The organism is Acinetobacter entericus (assembly GCF_026168575.1).
Classification (GTDB): Bacteria; Pseudomonadota; Gammaproteobacteria; order Pseudomonadales; family Moraxellaceae; genus Acinetobacter; species Acinetobacter bouvetii.
In genome coordinates this window covers 36975-51881 of record NZ_JAPEQW010000020.1, presented here as the reverse complement: position 1 = coordinate 51881, position 14907 = coordinate 36975, and the positions used below count along the sequence as shown (strand labels likewise).

General features: G+C 46.5%; 15 protein-coding genes. 7 read left to right on the top strand and 8 right to left on the bottom strand.

Going from position 1 to position 14907, the window contains the following annotated elements; genetic code table 11:
• Entirely contained in the window at positions 1 to 1626 is a 1626-nt protein-coding gene (locus OKC24_RS14435) for a phospholipase D family protein (RefSeq protein ID WP_265465785.1), read from the bottom strand.
• Positions 1627 to 1729: 103 nt separating this feature from the next.
• On the opposite strand from OKC24_RS14435, the gene OKC24_RS14430 reads away from it, so the two are divergent.
• Both OKC24_RS14430 and OKC24_RS14425 read left to right on the top strand, forming a co-directional pair.
• Positions 1730 to 2740, top strand: a complete 1011-nt coding sequence (locus OKC24_RS14430; RefSeq protein ID WP_219190065.1) for a metallophosphoesterase — start codon at positions 1730 to 1732, stop codon at positions 2738 to 2740.
• Positions 2741 to 2904: 164 nt separating this feature from the next.
• On the top strand, positions 2905 to 3252 hold the full coding sequence (locus OKC24_RS14425; RefSeq protein ID WP_130147968.1) for a hypothetical protein: 348 nt from the start codon (positions 2905 to 2907) through the stop codon (positions 3250 to 3252).
• Between the two features lie 81 nt (positions 3253 to 3333).
• Here the strand turns inward: OKC24_RS14425 and OKC24_RS14420 are convergent, their stop codons facing one another.
• Complete coding sequence (locus OKC24_RS14420) at positions 3334 to 4647, bottom strand: MFS transporter (RefSeq protein WP_130147970.1); 1314 nt, start codon at positions 4645 to 4647, stop codon at positions 3334 to 3336.
• Positions 4648 to 4790: 143 nt separating this feature from the next.
• Complete coding sequence (gene trhA / locus OKC24_RS14415; RefSeq protein WP_130147972.1) at positions 4791 to 5438, bottom strand: PAQR family membrane homeostasis protein TrhA; 648 nt, start codon at positions 5436 to 5438, stop codon at positions 4791 to 4793.
• A 103-nt stretch (positions 5439 to 5541) separates the two neighbouring features.
• On the opposite strand from trhA, the gene OKC24_RS14410 reads away from it, so the two are divergent.
• Together OKC24_RS14410 and OKC24_RS14405 are read left to right on the top strand one after the other, a co-directional pair.
• Entirely contained in the window at positions 5542 to 6762 is a 1221-nt protein-coding gene (locus OKC24_RS14410; protein WP_131276075.1) for a class I SAM-dependent methyltransferase, read from the top strand.
• 9 nt (positions 6763 to 6771) lie between these two features.
• Complete coding sequence (locus OKC24_RS14405; RefSeq protein ID WP_171457758.1) at positions 6772 to 7194, top strand: GNAT family N-acetyltransferase; 423 nt, start codon at positions 6772 to 6774, stop codon at positions 7192 to 7194.
• A 20-nt stretch (positions 7195 to 7214) separates the two neighbouring features.
• Here the strand turns inward: OKC24_RS14405 and OKC24_RS14400 are convergent, their stop codons facing one another.
• The gene (locus OKC24_RS14400) at positions 7215 to 8126 is read right to left on the bottom strand and encodes a LysR substrate-binding domain-containing protein (RefSeq protein WP_130147978.1); all 912 of its coding nucleotides are present in this window, start codon (positions 8124 to 8126) and stop codon (positions 7215 to 7217) included.
• 102 nt (positions 8127 to 8228) lie between these two features.
• Between OKC24_RS14400 and OKC24_RS14395 the strand changes: the two genes are divergently transcribed.
• Positions 8229 to 8852, top strand: a complete 624-nt coding sequence (locus OKC24_RS14395; RefSeq protein WP_130147980.1) for an FMN-dependent NADH-azoreductase — start codon at positions 8229 to 8231, stop codon at positions 8850 to 8852.
• A 61-nt stretch (positions 8853 to 8913) separates the two neighbouring features.
• Here OKC24_RS14395 and OKC24_RS14390 read toward each other — a convergent pair whose 3' ends face one another.
• Together OKC24_RS14390 and OKC24_RS14385 are read right to left on the bottom strand one after the other, a co-directional pair.
• Positions 8914 to 9249 (bottom strand): hypothetical protein, encoded by a 336-nt coding sequence (locus tag OKC24_RS14390; protein WP_130147982.1) that lies wholly within the window; start codon positions 9247 to 9249, stop codon positions 8914 to 8916.
• A 139-nt stretch (positions 9250 to 9388) separates the two neighbouring features.
• The gene (locus OKC24_RS14385) at positions 9389 to 10021 is read right to left on the bottom strand and encodes a LysE family translocator (protein WP_131276074.1); all 633 of its coding nucleotides are present in this window, start codon (positions 10019 to 10021) and stop codon (positions 9389 to 9391) included.
• A gap of 137 nt (positions 10022 to 10158) precedes the next feature.
• Here OKC24_RS14385 and OKC24_RS14380 point away from each other — a divergent pair, with 137 nt between their 5' ends.
• On the top strand, positions 10159 to 10632 hold the full coding sequence (locus OKC24_RS14380; RefSeq protein ID WP_130147986.1) for an Lrp/AsnC family transcriptional regulator: 474 nt from the start codon (positions 10159 to 10161) through the stop codon (positions 10630 to 10632).
• Between the two features lie 155 nt (positions 10633 to 10787).
• On the opposite strand, the gene OKC24_RS14375 is transcribed toward OKC24_RS14380, so the two are convergent.
• Positions 10788 to 12920: a 3-hydroxyacyl-CoA dehydrogenase NAD-binding domain-containing protein gene (locus OKC24_RS14375; protein WP_130147988.1), complete on the bottom strand. Its 2133-nt coding sequence runs from the start codon at positions 12918 to 12920 to the stop codon at positions 10788 to 10790.
• An 11-nt stretch (positions 12921 to 12931) separates the two neighbouring features.
• Complete coding sequence (locus tag OKC24_RS14370; protein ID WP_130147990.1) at positions 12932 to 14137, bottom strand: acetyl-CoA C-acetyltransferase; 1206 nt, start codon at positions 14135 to 14137, stop codon at positions 12932 to 12934.
• 226 nt (positions 14138 to 14363) lie between these two features.
• Between OKC24_RS14370 and OKC24_RS14365 the strand changes: the two genes are divergently transcribed.
• Positions 14364 to 14822, top strand: coding sequence for an NUDIX hydrolase (locus OKC24_RS14365; RefSeq protein WP_130147992.1), 459 nt, complete (start codon positions 14364 to 14366; stop codon positions 14820 to 14822).
• Positions 14823 to 14907: the final 85 nt, after the last annotated feature.

The following is a 14907-nucleotide window of genomic DNA, read 5'->3' as shown; positions in this document are numbered from 1 at the left end:
TTACATAAAGCCTTCCGCCGGCAGCCAGGAGATGATTTTCATGCCGGCGCGCTGCCACCATTTCATTTTAGGCTCTTTATAGTAAGTACGGGTTTGACCGTTTTCCAGCTTAATTTTCCAGTTGATGTGCTGATTGGCATCCAAAACCAGCTTATAGGCATATTTGCTGAGGTTCTGATCCATCGTGGTATGAACTGCGCGCGCCAAAGACGGGCTGTTCAGCAGCACCCCGATTTCGGTATTTAAATAGGCTGAGCGCGGGTCAAAGTTAAAAGAACCGATAAACACCTGTTTCTCATCCAGCGCCATCAGTTTGGCATGCAGGCTGGAACGGCTCAGGCCTTTGATGCTGACTTTGGCTTTGCTGGCCAGTTCATCGGTATTGATATTCAGGTTTTCCGCGTTGGGATTGGACAGAAATTCATACAGCTGCACATCATTTTCTAATAAATTCTGACGGTATTTTTGATAAAAAGCATGTACCAGCGGGACATCATTGGCTTTATACGAGTTGGTCAGGACACGAACCTGAACGCCGTTTTGACTTAAGTCATTCAGTTTTTTTGCGCCGTGCTTTTCCGGCACAAAGTAGGCGGAAACAATATCTACACTCTGTTCTGGATTGCTCAAGTGGTTCAGCAGCTGAAAGTTGAGATGTTCTTCCTTTTTGGCTTTGGCTTTAATTTTGCTTGGCGAGTCTTTGACCACTTCTGCTTTGACCCAGTCGAACTGAATTTGATTATTCAGCCATTTATCAAAGGCATGCGACCGGTTGGCCAAGTCGAGGTAGTTTTGTACAGTAATTTCCTGATTGAAATCATTCAGCTGCTGCTTCAGCCCGTCAAAACGCAGGGTATAATGGCGCGGATTGACCAGCTGCTTGACTGGAAATGCATAGTTATCATTCCAGTATTCATCAAAAGAATGAATGATTTCGTCTGAAGCCGCGCCAACCAGCATGACATCAACATCTGAAAACTGATAATTGTCGCTGAAATTGTAATATTGATTGCTCATATTGCGCCCGCCAATCAAGGCGATCTGATTGTCGGCAATAAAGCTTTTATTGTGCATGCGGCGGTTGATGCGCTTTAAGTTTAAGAGCATATCCATCGCGCGGTAATGCCTGAAGCGGTAAGGATTATAGAGTTTGACTTCGATATTGGCATGCTGATCCAGCGCCAGATAAATGCCTTCCATTTTTTTTGCATTGTTGTCATCAATCAGCAGGCGGACTTTGACTCCGCGGTCTGCGGCTTGAATAATGGAATGCAGGGCCATCGAGCCGATTTTGTCATTGTCCCAAATATAATATTGCAGATCCAACGATTTTTCGGCTTTATTGATCAGCTCCATACGGGCCGCCAGCGCTTCCAGCGGGTCGTAAAGCACATGATAGCCTGTCAAGCCCGGATTGGCATCGCGCAGCGGCAGGACAATTTTTGCCAAGGAGGTCGCTTCAGTGGGGGTGCTGAAGGCATATTCGATAGGCTGCACGGTTTGCTTGGGCAAAGTCGAGCATGCAGGAAGCCCTAAAATCAAACTGAAGCCGAGTGCAGCCGCTGCTGATTTAGAATAATTCAGCGGCTTTACAGCGCCCGTAATGCCATGTGCGGTATTGATCATGCGTGCAGAAAATCAAAAAATTAGAATTGAGTATAATTGCGAGCTATGAAAAGATAAATATAAGGTCGGTGAATTCCAGCTGGTCAATTTGTTGAGTATTCGTATGTGGGATCAAAATTCCGTTGTGATTTATTTTTATATTGGTATGGGACTGCTGGCGCTATGGGGGATTTCTCAGGCGTGGCTGAGCCAATTGCGCACGGAAACCATTCATCCCTTTAAAGCTTTTGTGCATTTGCTGGCTTTTTATTTGTCATATTTGCTTATTCCTTTGTTTTTTTTCAGCATATATGCAGGCTGGAGCGGTTATTACTTTCCGCATGAAGCGGTTTTTGTGTTTTTGGTCAGCGGCGTGCTGTGCTATGCGCGCTTTATAGAACCGCATCTTATTCAGCTGAAAACAACACGCTATCAGCTGCATGACGATAAAGCGATGCTGAAGCCTGTGAAAATCGCTTTGGTTGCCGATCTGCATATCGGCTTATTTTCAGGCCATGAGCGCCAGTTAAAGCTGATTGTGAAAAAGCTGAATAAAGCCCAGCCGGATTTGGTGGTGGTGGCCGGGGATTGGACCTATGAACCTGAAAATAAACTGGCGGAAGAGCTGGCGGTGCTCAAAGAGATTCAAGCGCCCGTATACTCTGTGAATGGCAATCATGATGAGCAGTATCCTGGACCGCCTATTCAGCAATTATTGCAAGGCGCGCTGCAGCAGAACAATGTTATGGATATTGAAGGGCAGGTGGTCGAATTCAATGAATTCAGACTGATTGGCATTGGCGACCTGTGGGCTGGCAAGGCGGATATGCGCTTTATGCCGGAATTGCCGCAGGATAAGCCATGGATTATTTTGTCGCATAACCCGGATACCGTAGATATGGTGCCTGCGCTTCCGACCCGGCCGTTAATGCTGTCAGGGCATACGCATGGCGGGCAAGTTGAGCTGCCGTGGCTAACCGACTTTGTGATGAAAAAGGTCTCTATTTTGGGTCATAAAAAGGGGCTGTATCAGCATGAGCATGCGGATGTCTTTGTGACCGTGGGCACCGGCATGGTTGGCGTGCCTTTCCGATTCAGGGTGCCGCCGACAATTGATATTATTGAATTAATCTGATTTTTTAGCTTGTTATGTAGACGTATTTCACATTATATTAAAACAGTTAAACGCAAAGTTTAAATGAAGCGGCAGCAAGGCATTGCCTTAAAGGCGTGCATATCTGCTGATTCTGAAGCTCCGGCTTTAACACAAAGCATAGTGAATAATAAGAGTAGAACAATATGTCAGAATTTCATAAGGAAGTTGGAACGTTATTTGGACTCTCTGAGCAGCAGTCAGCACAGCTGGAGCAGGGGTTAAATCAGCTGGTACATGAATTTTCCACAGCTGCTCAAGTCGAAAATCAATCTTTTTCTGCTGATTTTTATCAAAAATTTCAGCAGCTGGCTGCGCAAAATGGCTTGTCTGAAGCAGACATTGAACCTTTGGTGAATGTCTTGTATTTCACTGAGGATCACCAGCAGGCGGTGACCTATATTGTGCCGAGTTTCTATAATTCAGGGGGCGACCGGGAAGTGTTTTCAGATACTTATCAGCTGATGATGGAGGATCTGCAGCAGTCACTATAAGCTGTTCAATAGGCCAGCCCAGCAATAAAAAAAGCCGATGCATTTTGCATCGGCTTTTTTTATTGCATGCTGAAACAAGTTTTAGATTTGATTGTTTACATCATCATTTTTGGTTTCACGGATTGCCAGGAAGGCAAGAAGTGAAAGCAGTGATGCCGCGGTAAGATAGTAGCCAACCGCATATAGGCCATATTCAGTGGCAAGCTTAGTTGCAATTAAAGGTGCAAATGAAGCGCCGAAAATGCCTGCTAAGTTAAAAGTCAAAGCGGAACCTGTGTAGCGTACTGACGTTGGGAAAATTTCAGACAGTACAGTGCCGATCGGGCCATAGGTTAAGCCCATGATGGATAAACCAATACATAGAAATAGGAACACCACAACGGTACTGCCAGATTCAAGCATCGAAGAGAACACTAAGCCGAATAGTGCAGAAACAATACAAACCGCGATAGAGGTGGTTTTACGGCCAAATTTCTCCGCCAGTATTGCAGAAAGCGGAATAAAGGCAGCAAAGCAAAGTGTTGCAAGCAATTGAAGTTCTAAGAACTCAGCGCGTGAATAGCCAAGTTTGGTTGTTCCCCAGTTTAAGGCAAAAACGGTGGTTAAATAGAACACCACGAATGTACAAATCGCGGCGATTGTACCCAGAATCAGCATGCCCCAATGTTTGGTCATGACTTCTTTAAACGGGATGTTTACTTCTTTTTGCTTGTTTAACACTTTTTGGAATGCAGGGGTTTCATGCAGCTTTAAGCGGATCCATAAACCCACAATCACTAATAGTGAACTGGCAATGAATGGAATACGCCAGCCCCATTGCATAAAGTCTTCTTCAGACATGAATGCGCCAAGGGTCAGGAATGAGCCTGTTGCTAAAATAAAACCAATCGGCGCACCCAATTGCGGGAACATCCCATACCAGGCGCGTTTGCCTTCAGGCGCATTTTCAGTTGCAAGCAGCACAGCGCCAGACCATTCGCCGCCTAATCCGAGCCCTTGGCCTAAGCGGCAAAGTGCAAGCAATAATGGCGCAGCAAGGCCAATTTGCGCGTAGGTTGGCAGCAAGCCAATACTGACGGTCGATATGCCCATGGTCAGCAAAGCGGCAACCAAAGTGGCTTTACGTCCAATACGGTCGCCTAAATGGCCGAAGAATGCTGCGCCAATCGGGCGGGCAATAAAGGCAATCGCGAATGTCGCTAAAGACTGAATGGTAGCAGTTGTTGGATCTGTGCTTGCCGGGAAGAACAAATGCGGGAAGATCAGCACAGCGGCTGTTGCATAAATATAAAAATCGAAGAATTCGATTGTTGTACCTACAAGGCTGGCTGTAAGTACGCGGAATTTTGAATTGGCTGCCGGCTCTTGAGCTGCAGCTGTATTTGTTGACGCCATGATAGACCTTACACTTACTAAAAATAAAAAAGCTTAGTTTTAAAAGCGCAATCTTTTTAAAAAAGGCGTAATTTCTTAAAAAAACAACAGCAATCGCCTCTATTCCGCTCGCTCAGGGTCGCTGAAAATGAAGAATGAGATGATTAAATCACGTATAGATAGATAGACAGGAAGTGTGATCCTGCACCTATCAGTACAAAAATGTGCCAGATAGCGTGGGTATATCTTACTCTTTTTAATGCATAAAACAATGCGCCGACGGTGTAAGAAAGCCCGCCAATGATGAGGTAGGTTAAAGCTTGAGCGCTTAGGAAGCGTTGCATATCATCAATGACCAGTATCGCCAGCCAGCCCATGAGCAAATAAGCAATCAATGAAATTTTATGGAAAGAGTTAATGAATATTAATTTGAAAAGTGTTCCAATTATAGCGATGATCCATAAGGCAATCAGCAAATAATGGGCTTTTGCCGTTGGAATTGCGATGGCCAGAAAGGGCGTATAGGTGCCTGCAATTAAATAATAGATGGCGGTATGGTCTAATTTTTTATAAAAGTAGCGGCGGTCAGCGGTGGTTGCCATATGGTAGAGCGTTGATGCAGAGAACAGCAGAATCATGCTCAATGCATAGACCCAAAGCCCAAACCATTGCCCAGTAGGCAGGTATGATCCCTTTAGAATCAATAAAATACCCGCAATGATGGATAATACTGCGCCAAGGCCGTGGCTGAGAAAATTCAAGCGTTCTTCAAACTGGTCATAGTCTTGAACAAGCGGAGCGTTATTCGTCATTTAATGTCGCTCATATCTAAATATACATATGTATAGTAATTCAATTTTGCTTTTTGTGTAAGAAGATTTAAACTTTAACAGCAATTCTTTTTAGGTTTTATATATGTCTGCTTCGGCTTCGATCTTCCCACAGGAACAGCAATTCCTCGATGCGTTTCAGCAAGCCGTTGATGAACAGCGTTTTGAGCGCTTAATCCTGAGTCAGTATAAGGGTGAACTCGCGCAATTGGAAAAAATAACCTTGCGGGTTATTTCTTTGCAAAATGAGCCGGTATTGAGCTGCCTGTATCGCTATAAAACCCAGGACGTCACTAAAAACTACCCTTTAAGTGAGGCTTCGGCTCAGGTGGCCGCTTTACTTCAGCATTGCAGACAGGCGAATTTATTGACTTTAGATGAAGAACTGCAGCTGAAAAAAAATAAGAAAAAGGCCATGCTGACCCTCAGTAAAAATAAATCAGCATCTAAAGATGGGGCGGAACAGCAGGGGCATGACCGAATTAAACAGCGTTATGTCGATCAAGACAGCCAATTTTTGCAGCCGCTGGGCATTACTGATGCCAATGCGCAGATTATTCCAAGCATGGCGCGCAAGTGGAAGCAGATTAATAAGTTTGTTGAAATTTGCGCGGGGGCTTTAGAGCAAATTCAGCCGGCCGAAAAACCTTTACACATAGTGGATTTCGGTTCCGGCAAAGGCTATTTAACCTTTGCCTTATATGATTATCTGGCCAAACACGGCCAGACTCCATTTGTCACAGGGGTGGAGCTCAATCCTAAGATGGTGGAGTTTTGCCAGCACGTTGCGGCTGAAGCAGGCTTCACGCAGCTAGATTTCTTTCAGGGCGATGTGCGGACCTATAATCCAGAACAGCTGGATGTCATGATTGCCCTGCACGCCTGTGATGTAGCCACTGACTTTGCTATTCATACCGGTATCCGCTTAAATGCCCAAATGATCATGTGCGCGCCGTGCTGCCATAAAGAATTGCGTCCGCAGCTGCACAGTCCTGAAGTGCTGAAGCCGATGCTGCAATTCGGCATTCATGCCGGACAGCAGGCAGAAATGCTGACCGATACCATCCGTGCTTTATTGCTCAAAGCCTATGGTTATGACACCAAAGTCTTTGAATTTGTGGCATTGGAACATACCAGTAAAAATAAGATGATTCTGGCCACCAAGCGTCAAGATTGCCAAGCGCCGGATCAGCAGGTTTTGGCGCAAATTCAGGCCTTGAAACAGATGTATGGCATTCAGAAGCATTCCTTGGAATTGCTGCTCAAGGATCAATGGGATCAGCAGGACATTGGCTGCAAGTGCTGAGGAATGAGAATGAGCCAATTTAAGATTGTGTCGGGATCATGGGCTGCCTTGCAGCAGGAGATTAAGCCGATTCGGGATGCGGTGTTTATTCAGGAACAGCAGATTGCCCCGGAAGATGAATGGGATGCAGAAGACGCCGTATCCCAGCAATTTGCGGTTTATGATCAGCATCGGCCCATTGCGACTGCGCGATTATTGCAAAATAACAGCATTGGGCGCGTAGCGGTATTGAAGTCACACCGCGGTTTGGGCATTGGCAAATTACTGATGCAAGCCATTATCCAGCAGGCGAAATCTGAACAGCGTGAATTTTTAAAGCTGTCATCGCAAGTGCATGCCATTCAGTTTTATGCCAGTTTGGGTTTTCAGGTGCAGGGTGAGGAATATCTAGACTGCGGTATTCCACATATTGAGATGTATTTGAAGCTTTAATCATCCGCTTATCACAGTAGCTAAGCGTCAGTTAGATGGTGCTGTAGTGATTGGGCGATCAGATCAATGGTGATACGGATGCGTAAGGGCAAAAAATGTGAATGTTTCCAGACGATTTGAATGGGATAGTCGCCACTTGAATGATCTGTCAGCAAGCGCTTCAACCGCCCAGATTGCAGATAAGGCTGAATCAGCCATGATGGAAGCCAGCTGATTCCGCCATCCATTAAAGTGTAGTCCAAAATAGCCTGCATATCGTCCATCTGGACGCTGCCATTTGGCCTGTATCTTATGGTTTCCAAATGAGGATCTTTAAATTGCCAATCTTGAATTTGGCCTGCTTTCGCATAGCGAATCAGTTGCTGCCGATCTAAGTCCCTGAATAATGACGGGGCGCCATGCTGTTCTAAATATTGCGGTGTGGCGCACAGCCACATGGCATGCTGGCCAAGCTTTTTTGCAATCAGCTGGCTGCTGTCGTCCAGATGGCCGATTCGAATGGCGATATCAAAATTCTCTTCAATTAAATCGACCCGCCGGTCATTAAAAGACAGTTCTATATTTAATTCAGGATGCTGTTCAGACAAGGTTTTCAGTATCGGCACAATAAATTTTTGACCGAATAACATAGGCATGGAGAGGCGTAACGATCCTCGAATATATTGACTGTTGCTGTCCAGCAGATTTTCGGCGGTCATCAGTTCTTGTACTGCTCGCTGGCTGTATTCATAAAGTACTGCGCCTTCGCAGGTCAAAGCCACATGGCGGGTATTGCGGGTAAGCAGCACAGCGCCCATTTGCTGTTCCAGCTTGGCGACCATTTTACTGACCGCAGAACGGGTGAGATGCAGTTTCTCTGCTGCTTGCACAAAACTGCCCAATTCAGCCACAGTCATAAAGGCATTCAGGCTTTTCAGATCCGTGAGACGCATGATTTTGTTTCCAAAATGGAATCAATATGATGATTTATTATCGCTTTTGCATCTAATTTAGCAATGCTAATCTTGTGTTCAATTCGGAGAGTGAGCCAGATCATGAGTCAAATTTTGGTGCTTAAATCCAGTTTTATGCACAATCAATCCATAAGTAATCAGTTGATAGATGCCTATTTGCAGAAGCGTCAGCGGCAGGGCTGTAAAGATCAGGTGATTGAACATGACTTGGCTGCGGTGCATTTGCCAGTATTGGACTTAGAGCTGTTTCAGGCTTTGCGCGGCGAAGTGAATGAAAGACCTGAGATTAAGCGCGCTGTTGCCTTGTCGGATCAATTTATTCAGGAGCTTCGGCACTGTGATTTATTGCTGATTGCTGCGCCGATGTATAACTTGAATGTGCCGACTCAGCTGAAAAACTGGTTTGATTTGATTGCGCGGGCACGCATCACTTTTCAATATACTGAAACAGCGCCTGTGGGATTAATTCAAGGAGTTAAGGCAGCTGTTTTCAGTTCAAGAGGCGGTATCCATCAAGGTTTAGCAACTGATGCCGTCACATCTTATTTGACTGCTGTATTGGGGCTAGTTGGTATTGATGATGTTGATTTTATTTATGCAGAAGGCACTGATCTGCAGCCGCATGGTAAAGCTAAAGCAGTGGAGTCTGCTATGCAGCAAATGAAGATATCTTTGTTAAAACAAAAAAGCGTCTCCTGCTGTTGATCAAGGGCTAAAAGTAAAAAGCACTGAATGAACAGTGCTTTTAATAGATTTTATTTACAGCTTAGTGAGCATGGCTAGGCGCAGTTTCGTGCTGCATATCATCCATATGCGCATGTTCACCTTCAGTCATGTTCATATCCGCTGCTGACTGTTTTTGAGCTGCTTCACGGGCTTCTTTCTGCTGCTGTGCTTCAGCCATTTGTTCCTGAGTCATTGCAGGCGCATTCTTGAAAGCATGCTGCTGAGTATTGTCTTTCTTCTGCTGACTTGGCATATAGTCTGGCTCATTGCTGACAGCCAGCCAAAAGAAACCCATAAATAATGCACCCAAAATACAGGCAATAATCAGCGCTTTCCAGCCCCAAGGAGATTTTTCAGGAGAAGAATGGTCTGTCATAACAGCATACTCAATCGGATAAAAAGAATTCTAAAATTTGTTACTTTATAACATGAATTGGCGCATGATGGGGGAATAATCAGATAACCATGATTTTTTTATGGTTTTTACTTAGCCCTTGAATACAGTGCGCATTTTACTAGTGCATCAAGCGGGAACCTTCTAAGAAAATGCCGCTGCAGGCAAACCCAGCCATCATGAGCGCTGTTCCTCTGAGCAAAATGCGCAGGGCGCTTGGACTGCGCAGCAAATCCTTCATTTTGACCGCACTGAAGATATACAGGTTGCCGGCAGCCAATAAGGTCACAATGGTCAGCAGCACAACTGCGCTCAGTACCGCAGGCTGCAGTGCAGCCGTGCCTAAAATGGACGGAACCAGCGCCAAATAAAAGGAAATGGTTTTGGGATTGGCCAGTGTGATCAGCAAGCCTTCTTTATAGCTGGATGATTGGTTGGAAGATTCCTCCTGCATATTAAAGAACAGCGCTGTATTCCAAAAACGGTAAGCCAAATACAGCAGGTAGGCGCATGCGCAGAGGATCAGCGCTGATGCAAATATGCTGTTTAATGCATGTCCCAGCCAGCTGAGTCCAGATAAAACCAGCATCAGATAGAGAAGGTCTCCAGTGACCAGTCCAGCCAGCATTTTGAGGCCATGGCTTGAGCCGCGGCTCAGGGTTTTAAACAGCAGCCCAGTCATGCCGGGCCCGGGAATGAGCGCCGCCAGCGCTAAAGTAAACGTATAGCTGCCGAGCGGCATCAGTAAATTCATGGGCTTTATTCCAGTGTGCAAACAGTCCTATTGTTCGGCAAACAGACAGGTGGAATTGATCTATTTATTTCAAAATTTAATGCTTTTAGGGTATAAATTATTTATAAATTAAATAAAAAAGGCAGGTTGTTCCCTAAATGAAATTAGACCGTACTGATGAAAAAATACTGCGCCTTTTACAGCAGGATTCCCGCGCCAGCAATCAGCAGCTGTCTGAGCAGATCGGCATGTCAGCTTCACCGTGCTGGCGCAGAGTCAAGCGCTTGGAAGATGAACAGGTGATCCGCGGTTATGGCGTCTTGCTTGACCGCAAGAAACTAGGCCTAGGCGTCATGGTGTTTATTCGCGTCAGCATTGACAGCCATAGTGAAGCCGAAGCGCGGAAATTTGAGGAAAAAGTTGCTGAGCTGGAGAATGTGGTGGCATGTTACAGCGTGGGCGGAGACGCTGACTTTTTGCTGCAGGTGGTGTCGCTTGATTTAGATACTTATGCAGAGTTTTCGATGTCGGTGATTCGGCGTTTGCCGGGCATTAAGGAAATGCAAAGCATGTTTATTTTAAAAGAGCTGAAACCGTTTGCGGGTTTCCCCGTCAAGCAAAATAAGTTTTAAATCATTCAAATGCTTTAGCGTTTTAAGTATAGTCCCGTGTTCTTTTTATGCTGATTTACGGGAACGGCGCAGACATTTTTTCTAAGAATCAAATATAAAAAAAAAAGGAGCCGCGGCTCCTTCTTGAATCTGATTTTGAATGCGGAGATTCGGGATTAAATCAGCTCGGCTTTACTGATTTTGTCTTTGAGCAATTGCGGCGCTTTAAAGCGTTCGCCGTATTTCGCTTCAAGCGTATTGGCGCGGACCAAAGCTTTTTCTAAACCGTATTGATTCAGGAACTGCAAAGCGCCGCCTGTCCAAGGCGCGAAGCCAATGCCGAAGATTGAACCGACATTGCCATCGACAGTTGACTCTAAAACACCCTCTTCAAGACAGCGCAAAGTATCCAGCGACTGTACAAACAGGAAGCGGTCAATCATTTCCTGTTCTGAAATGTCATTGTCTTTCTGCCATTTGCTTAAGCCATCCCAAAGATGCTTTTTGCCGCCTTCAGGATAGTCATAAAAACCTGCGCCGGCAGCTTTGCCTTTGCGGCCAAATTGATGAATCATGCTTTGAATCACGTCATCAGCACCTGAGCGCGGCAGGTCTTTGCCTTCAGCTTGCAGGGCCTTACGGGTCTCGTTTGCCACATGCTCTGAAAGCGTCAGTGAAACTTCATCCTGAATCGCCAACGGGCCAACCGGCATGCCGGCTTTCAGCGCCGCCATTTCAATGCGCGCTGGATGCACACCTTCAGACAGCAGACGCAAGCCTTCCTGTACAAAGGTGCCGAACACGCGGCTGGTAAAGAAACCACGGCTGTCATTCACTACAATTGGGGTTTTGCCAATTTGCTGAACATAGTCATAGGCTTTGGCCAGTGTTTCAGCAGAGGTATTTTTGCCTTTAATAATTTCCACCAGCTGCATTTTATCCACTGGGCTGAAGAAATGCAGGCCAATAAATTTAGCTTGATTTTTCGATGCCTGTGCTAGTCCTGAAATGGGTAAAGTAGAAGTATTCGAAGCGAAAATACCACTTGCGGTCAGATGCGCTTCAGCTTCTTGAGTGACTTTGGCTTTCAGTTCCTGATTTTCAAATACCGCTTCAATCATCAGGTCACAGCCTTGCAAATCGACAGCATCTGCAGTGGCATGGATGAGCGCTAAAACTTGATCACGTTTTTCTGCGCTTAAACGGCCTTGCGATACTTTCTTATCCAGCAGCTTTTGGCTATAGGCTTTGCCTTTTTCTGCAGCTTCGACAGACACATCTTTGAGCACCACAGCAATGCCTTTAGACGCTGTGGCATAAGCAATGCCTGCACCCATCATGCCTGCACCTAAAATTCCCACTTTTGATGCTGTCCATTTCGCGACATCTTTCGGACGGCTGGCGCCAGATTTAATGGCATTGAGGCCATGCCAGAAGGTGCCGATCATATTTTTAGAAATTTGGCCGGTCGCCAGATAAGTGAAGTAGCGCGATTCAATCGTGAGCGCGGTATCGACATCGACCTGAGCGCCTTCAACCGCGGCAGCCATAATCGCTTCAGGCGCAGGGTAACAGCCTTTGGTTTTATCACGCAGCATCGCGGGGGCAATCGCCAGCATTTGCGCGACCGCTGGAGTGGAGGGTGTGCCGCCTGGAATTTTGTAACCTTTCACATCAAAGGGCTGCTGCGATTTAGGATTGGCTTTGACCCAAGCTATGGCTTTGTCCAGCAGCTCTTGTTCAGATTCGGCAATGTCATGAATCAGTCCAAGCGATTTGGCTTTATCGACAGCAAACTGTTTGCCTTCCATTAATAGAGGGAAGGCATTCTGCAAACCGAGCAAACGCACTATGCGCACAATGCCGCCGCCGCCCGGCAGCAGGCCTAAAGTTACTTCAGGCAGGCCAAATTTCGCCTTGGCATCATTTAAAGCGACACGGTAATGACAGCCCAGCGCCAGCTCCCAGCCGCCGCCTAACGCCGTGCCATTCAGTGCCGCCGCTACGGGGATGCCACGGGTTTCGATATAGCGCAGTTTGGACTTCATATCTTCAATCATGTTGAAGAATTCAGTTGCATGTTCTGGCGTGGCTTGAATCAGTTCATCGAGGTCACCGCCGGCAAAGAAGGTTTTTTTCGCAGAACGGAAAATGATGCCTGCAATGTTGTCATCAGCTTGCAGTTTTTCTACCGTTTCTGCCAAGGCTGCGCGGAAGTCGGCATTCATGGTATTGGCAGACTGGTTTGGAGAATCCAGCGTCACAATAACGATATTGTCGGCATTTTTTTCAAATTGAATTGCGCTCATTTTTCTTCTCCTTATACCAATTCAATAATTGTAGCGATGCCCATCCCGCCGCCGACACATAAAGTCGCTAAGCCGCGTTTTTTGCCTTGACGTTCCAGTTCATCCAGCAGCGTGCCCAAGATCATTGCGCCCGTTGCACCGAGTGGATGGCCTAGAGCAATGGCGCCGCCATTCACATTGACCTTGGCAGGATCAACCTTGAGTTCGGTTATAAAGCGCATCACCACAGCGGCAAAGGCTTCATTGACTTCAAACAGGTCAATGTCATCAATCGTCAGGCCTGCTTTGGCTAAGGCTTTGCGGGCAGCTGGCGCAGGGCCGGTCAGCATAATGGTTGGGTCTGTCCCCACCAAAGCCGTTGCTAGCACTTTGGCGCGCGGTTTGAGGCCTTGTTCTTTGACTGCCTTTTCAGAAGCCAGCAGCACTACCGCAGCGCCGTCGACAATGCCCGATGAGTTGCCTGCATGATGTACATGATTGACCATACCGACTTCGGGGTATTTTTGCAGGGCGATGGCATCGAAGCCCATTTGCCCCATCATGGCAAAACTTGGGTTTAACTTGCCTAAGCCTTCTGCTGTCGTGGCCGGTTTAATAAATTCGTCTTTGGCTAAAATGGTCACGCCCGCTTTGTCCTGTACAGATACAACGGAACGGTCAAAGTAGCCATTGGCTTGGGCTGCAGCGGCTTTCTTTTGCGAGCCTGCTGCAAAGGCATCCACATCGGCACGCGTATAGCCGTCAATCGTGGCAATCAGGTCGGCGCCAATCCCTTGCGGAATAAAATCACAGGCCATATTGGTTTCCGGATCCAGCGCCCAAGGGCCGCCGTCAGAACCCATCGGCACGCGGGACATCGACTCGACGCCGCCGGCAACCACGAGATCTTCCCAGCCCGAGCGGACTTTTTGCGCCGCTAAATTCACTGCTTCTAAGCCTGATGCGCAGAATCGGTTAATCTGCACGCCGGCGACATCATTGTCCCAGCCGGCAGCAATAGCTGCGGTTTTGGCAATATCGGCCCCTTGGTCACCAATCGGAGTGACACAGCCCAAAACAATGTCATCGACTGCAGCGGTATCAAATTGATGGCGGTCTTTGAGCTCATTGAGCAGCCCCGTTAATAAACTGATGGGTTTTACTTCATGCAATGAACCGTCTTTTTTCCCTTTGCCGCGCGGTGTGCGGATGGCGTCAATGATGTAAGCCTCACTCATAATTTATCCTTAATTGCTGCATTAAAATTTTTATGTGCTTTTGAGTGTAATGATTAATTAGCGAAGTGCAATGACGAGAACGGCTCAGATCACTTGAGGTTTTTTGCCACTTTTATCCTGAGCAGATGGCCTAACTAAAATAAAGTGCAGAGATCTCAACAAATGATGTTTTAAGCCTCTTTTGATGCGCGTGCTAAGCTATGCCGAATGGAAAAGGGCGATAAGCATGAAAAATATACGGGGTAAAGCGGTGTGTTTATTTCAACACCGCGGACGCGTACTTTTAACTCAAGGTTTTGATTCTGTAAAGAATGAGCATTATTTAATGCCGATTGGCGGCGGTATAGAATTTGGAGAGCTTGCAGTTGATGCAATTCGGCGGGAAGTGCGGGAAGAAATTCAGCAAGAGATTCATCATGTGCAGCAGCTTCAGGTGCTGGAGAATATTTTCAGTTTTGATGGGCAGCAGGGGCATGAGATTGTATTTGTGTATGCTGCCGAATTTTCCGACCGTCACGTTTATGCAATGCAGGAGATTATGGGCCAAGAGTCGGATGGTTCCGTATATCAAGCTGCATGGTACAGTGCGCAAGAGCTGGAGGTATTGAAACTGCCAATTTATCCGCAAGGCATAGAGTCTTTGTTGTTTCAGCCTTTGCCATGCGGCCTGGCGCTAAACAGCTGAAAAGGCATAAAAAAGCCCAAGCATGTTGCTTGGGCGAGGATAGTTGTTCTGTAAAAAAACTATCTTCAGTGGATAAGTCAAAAAT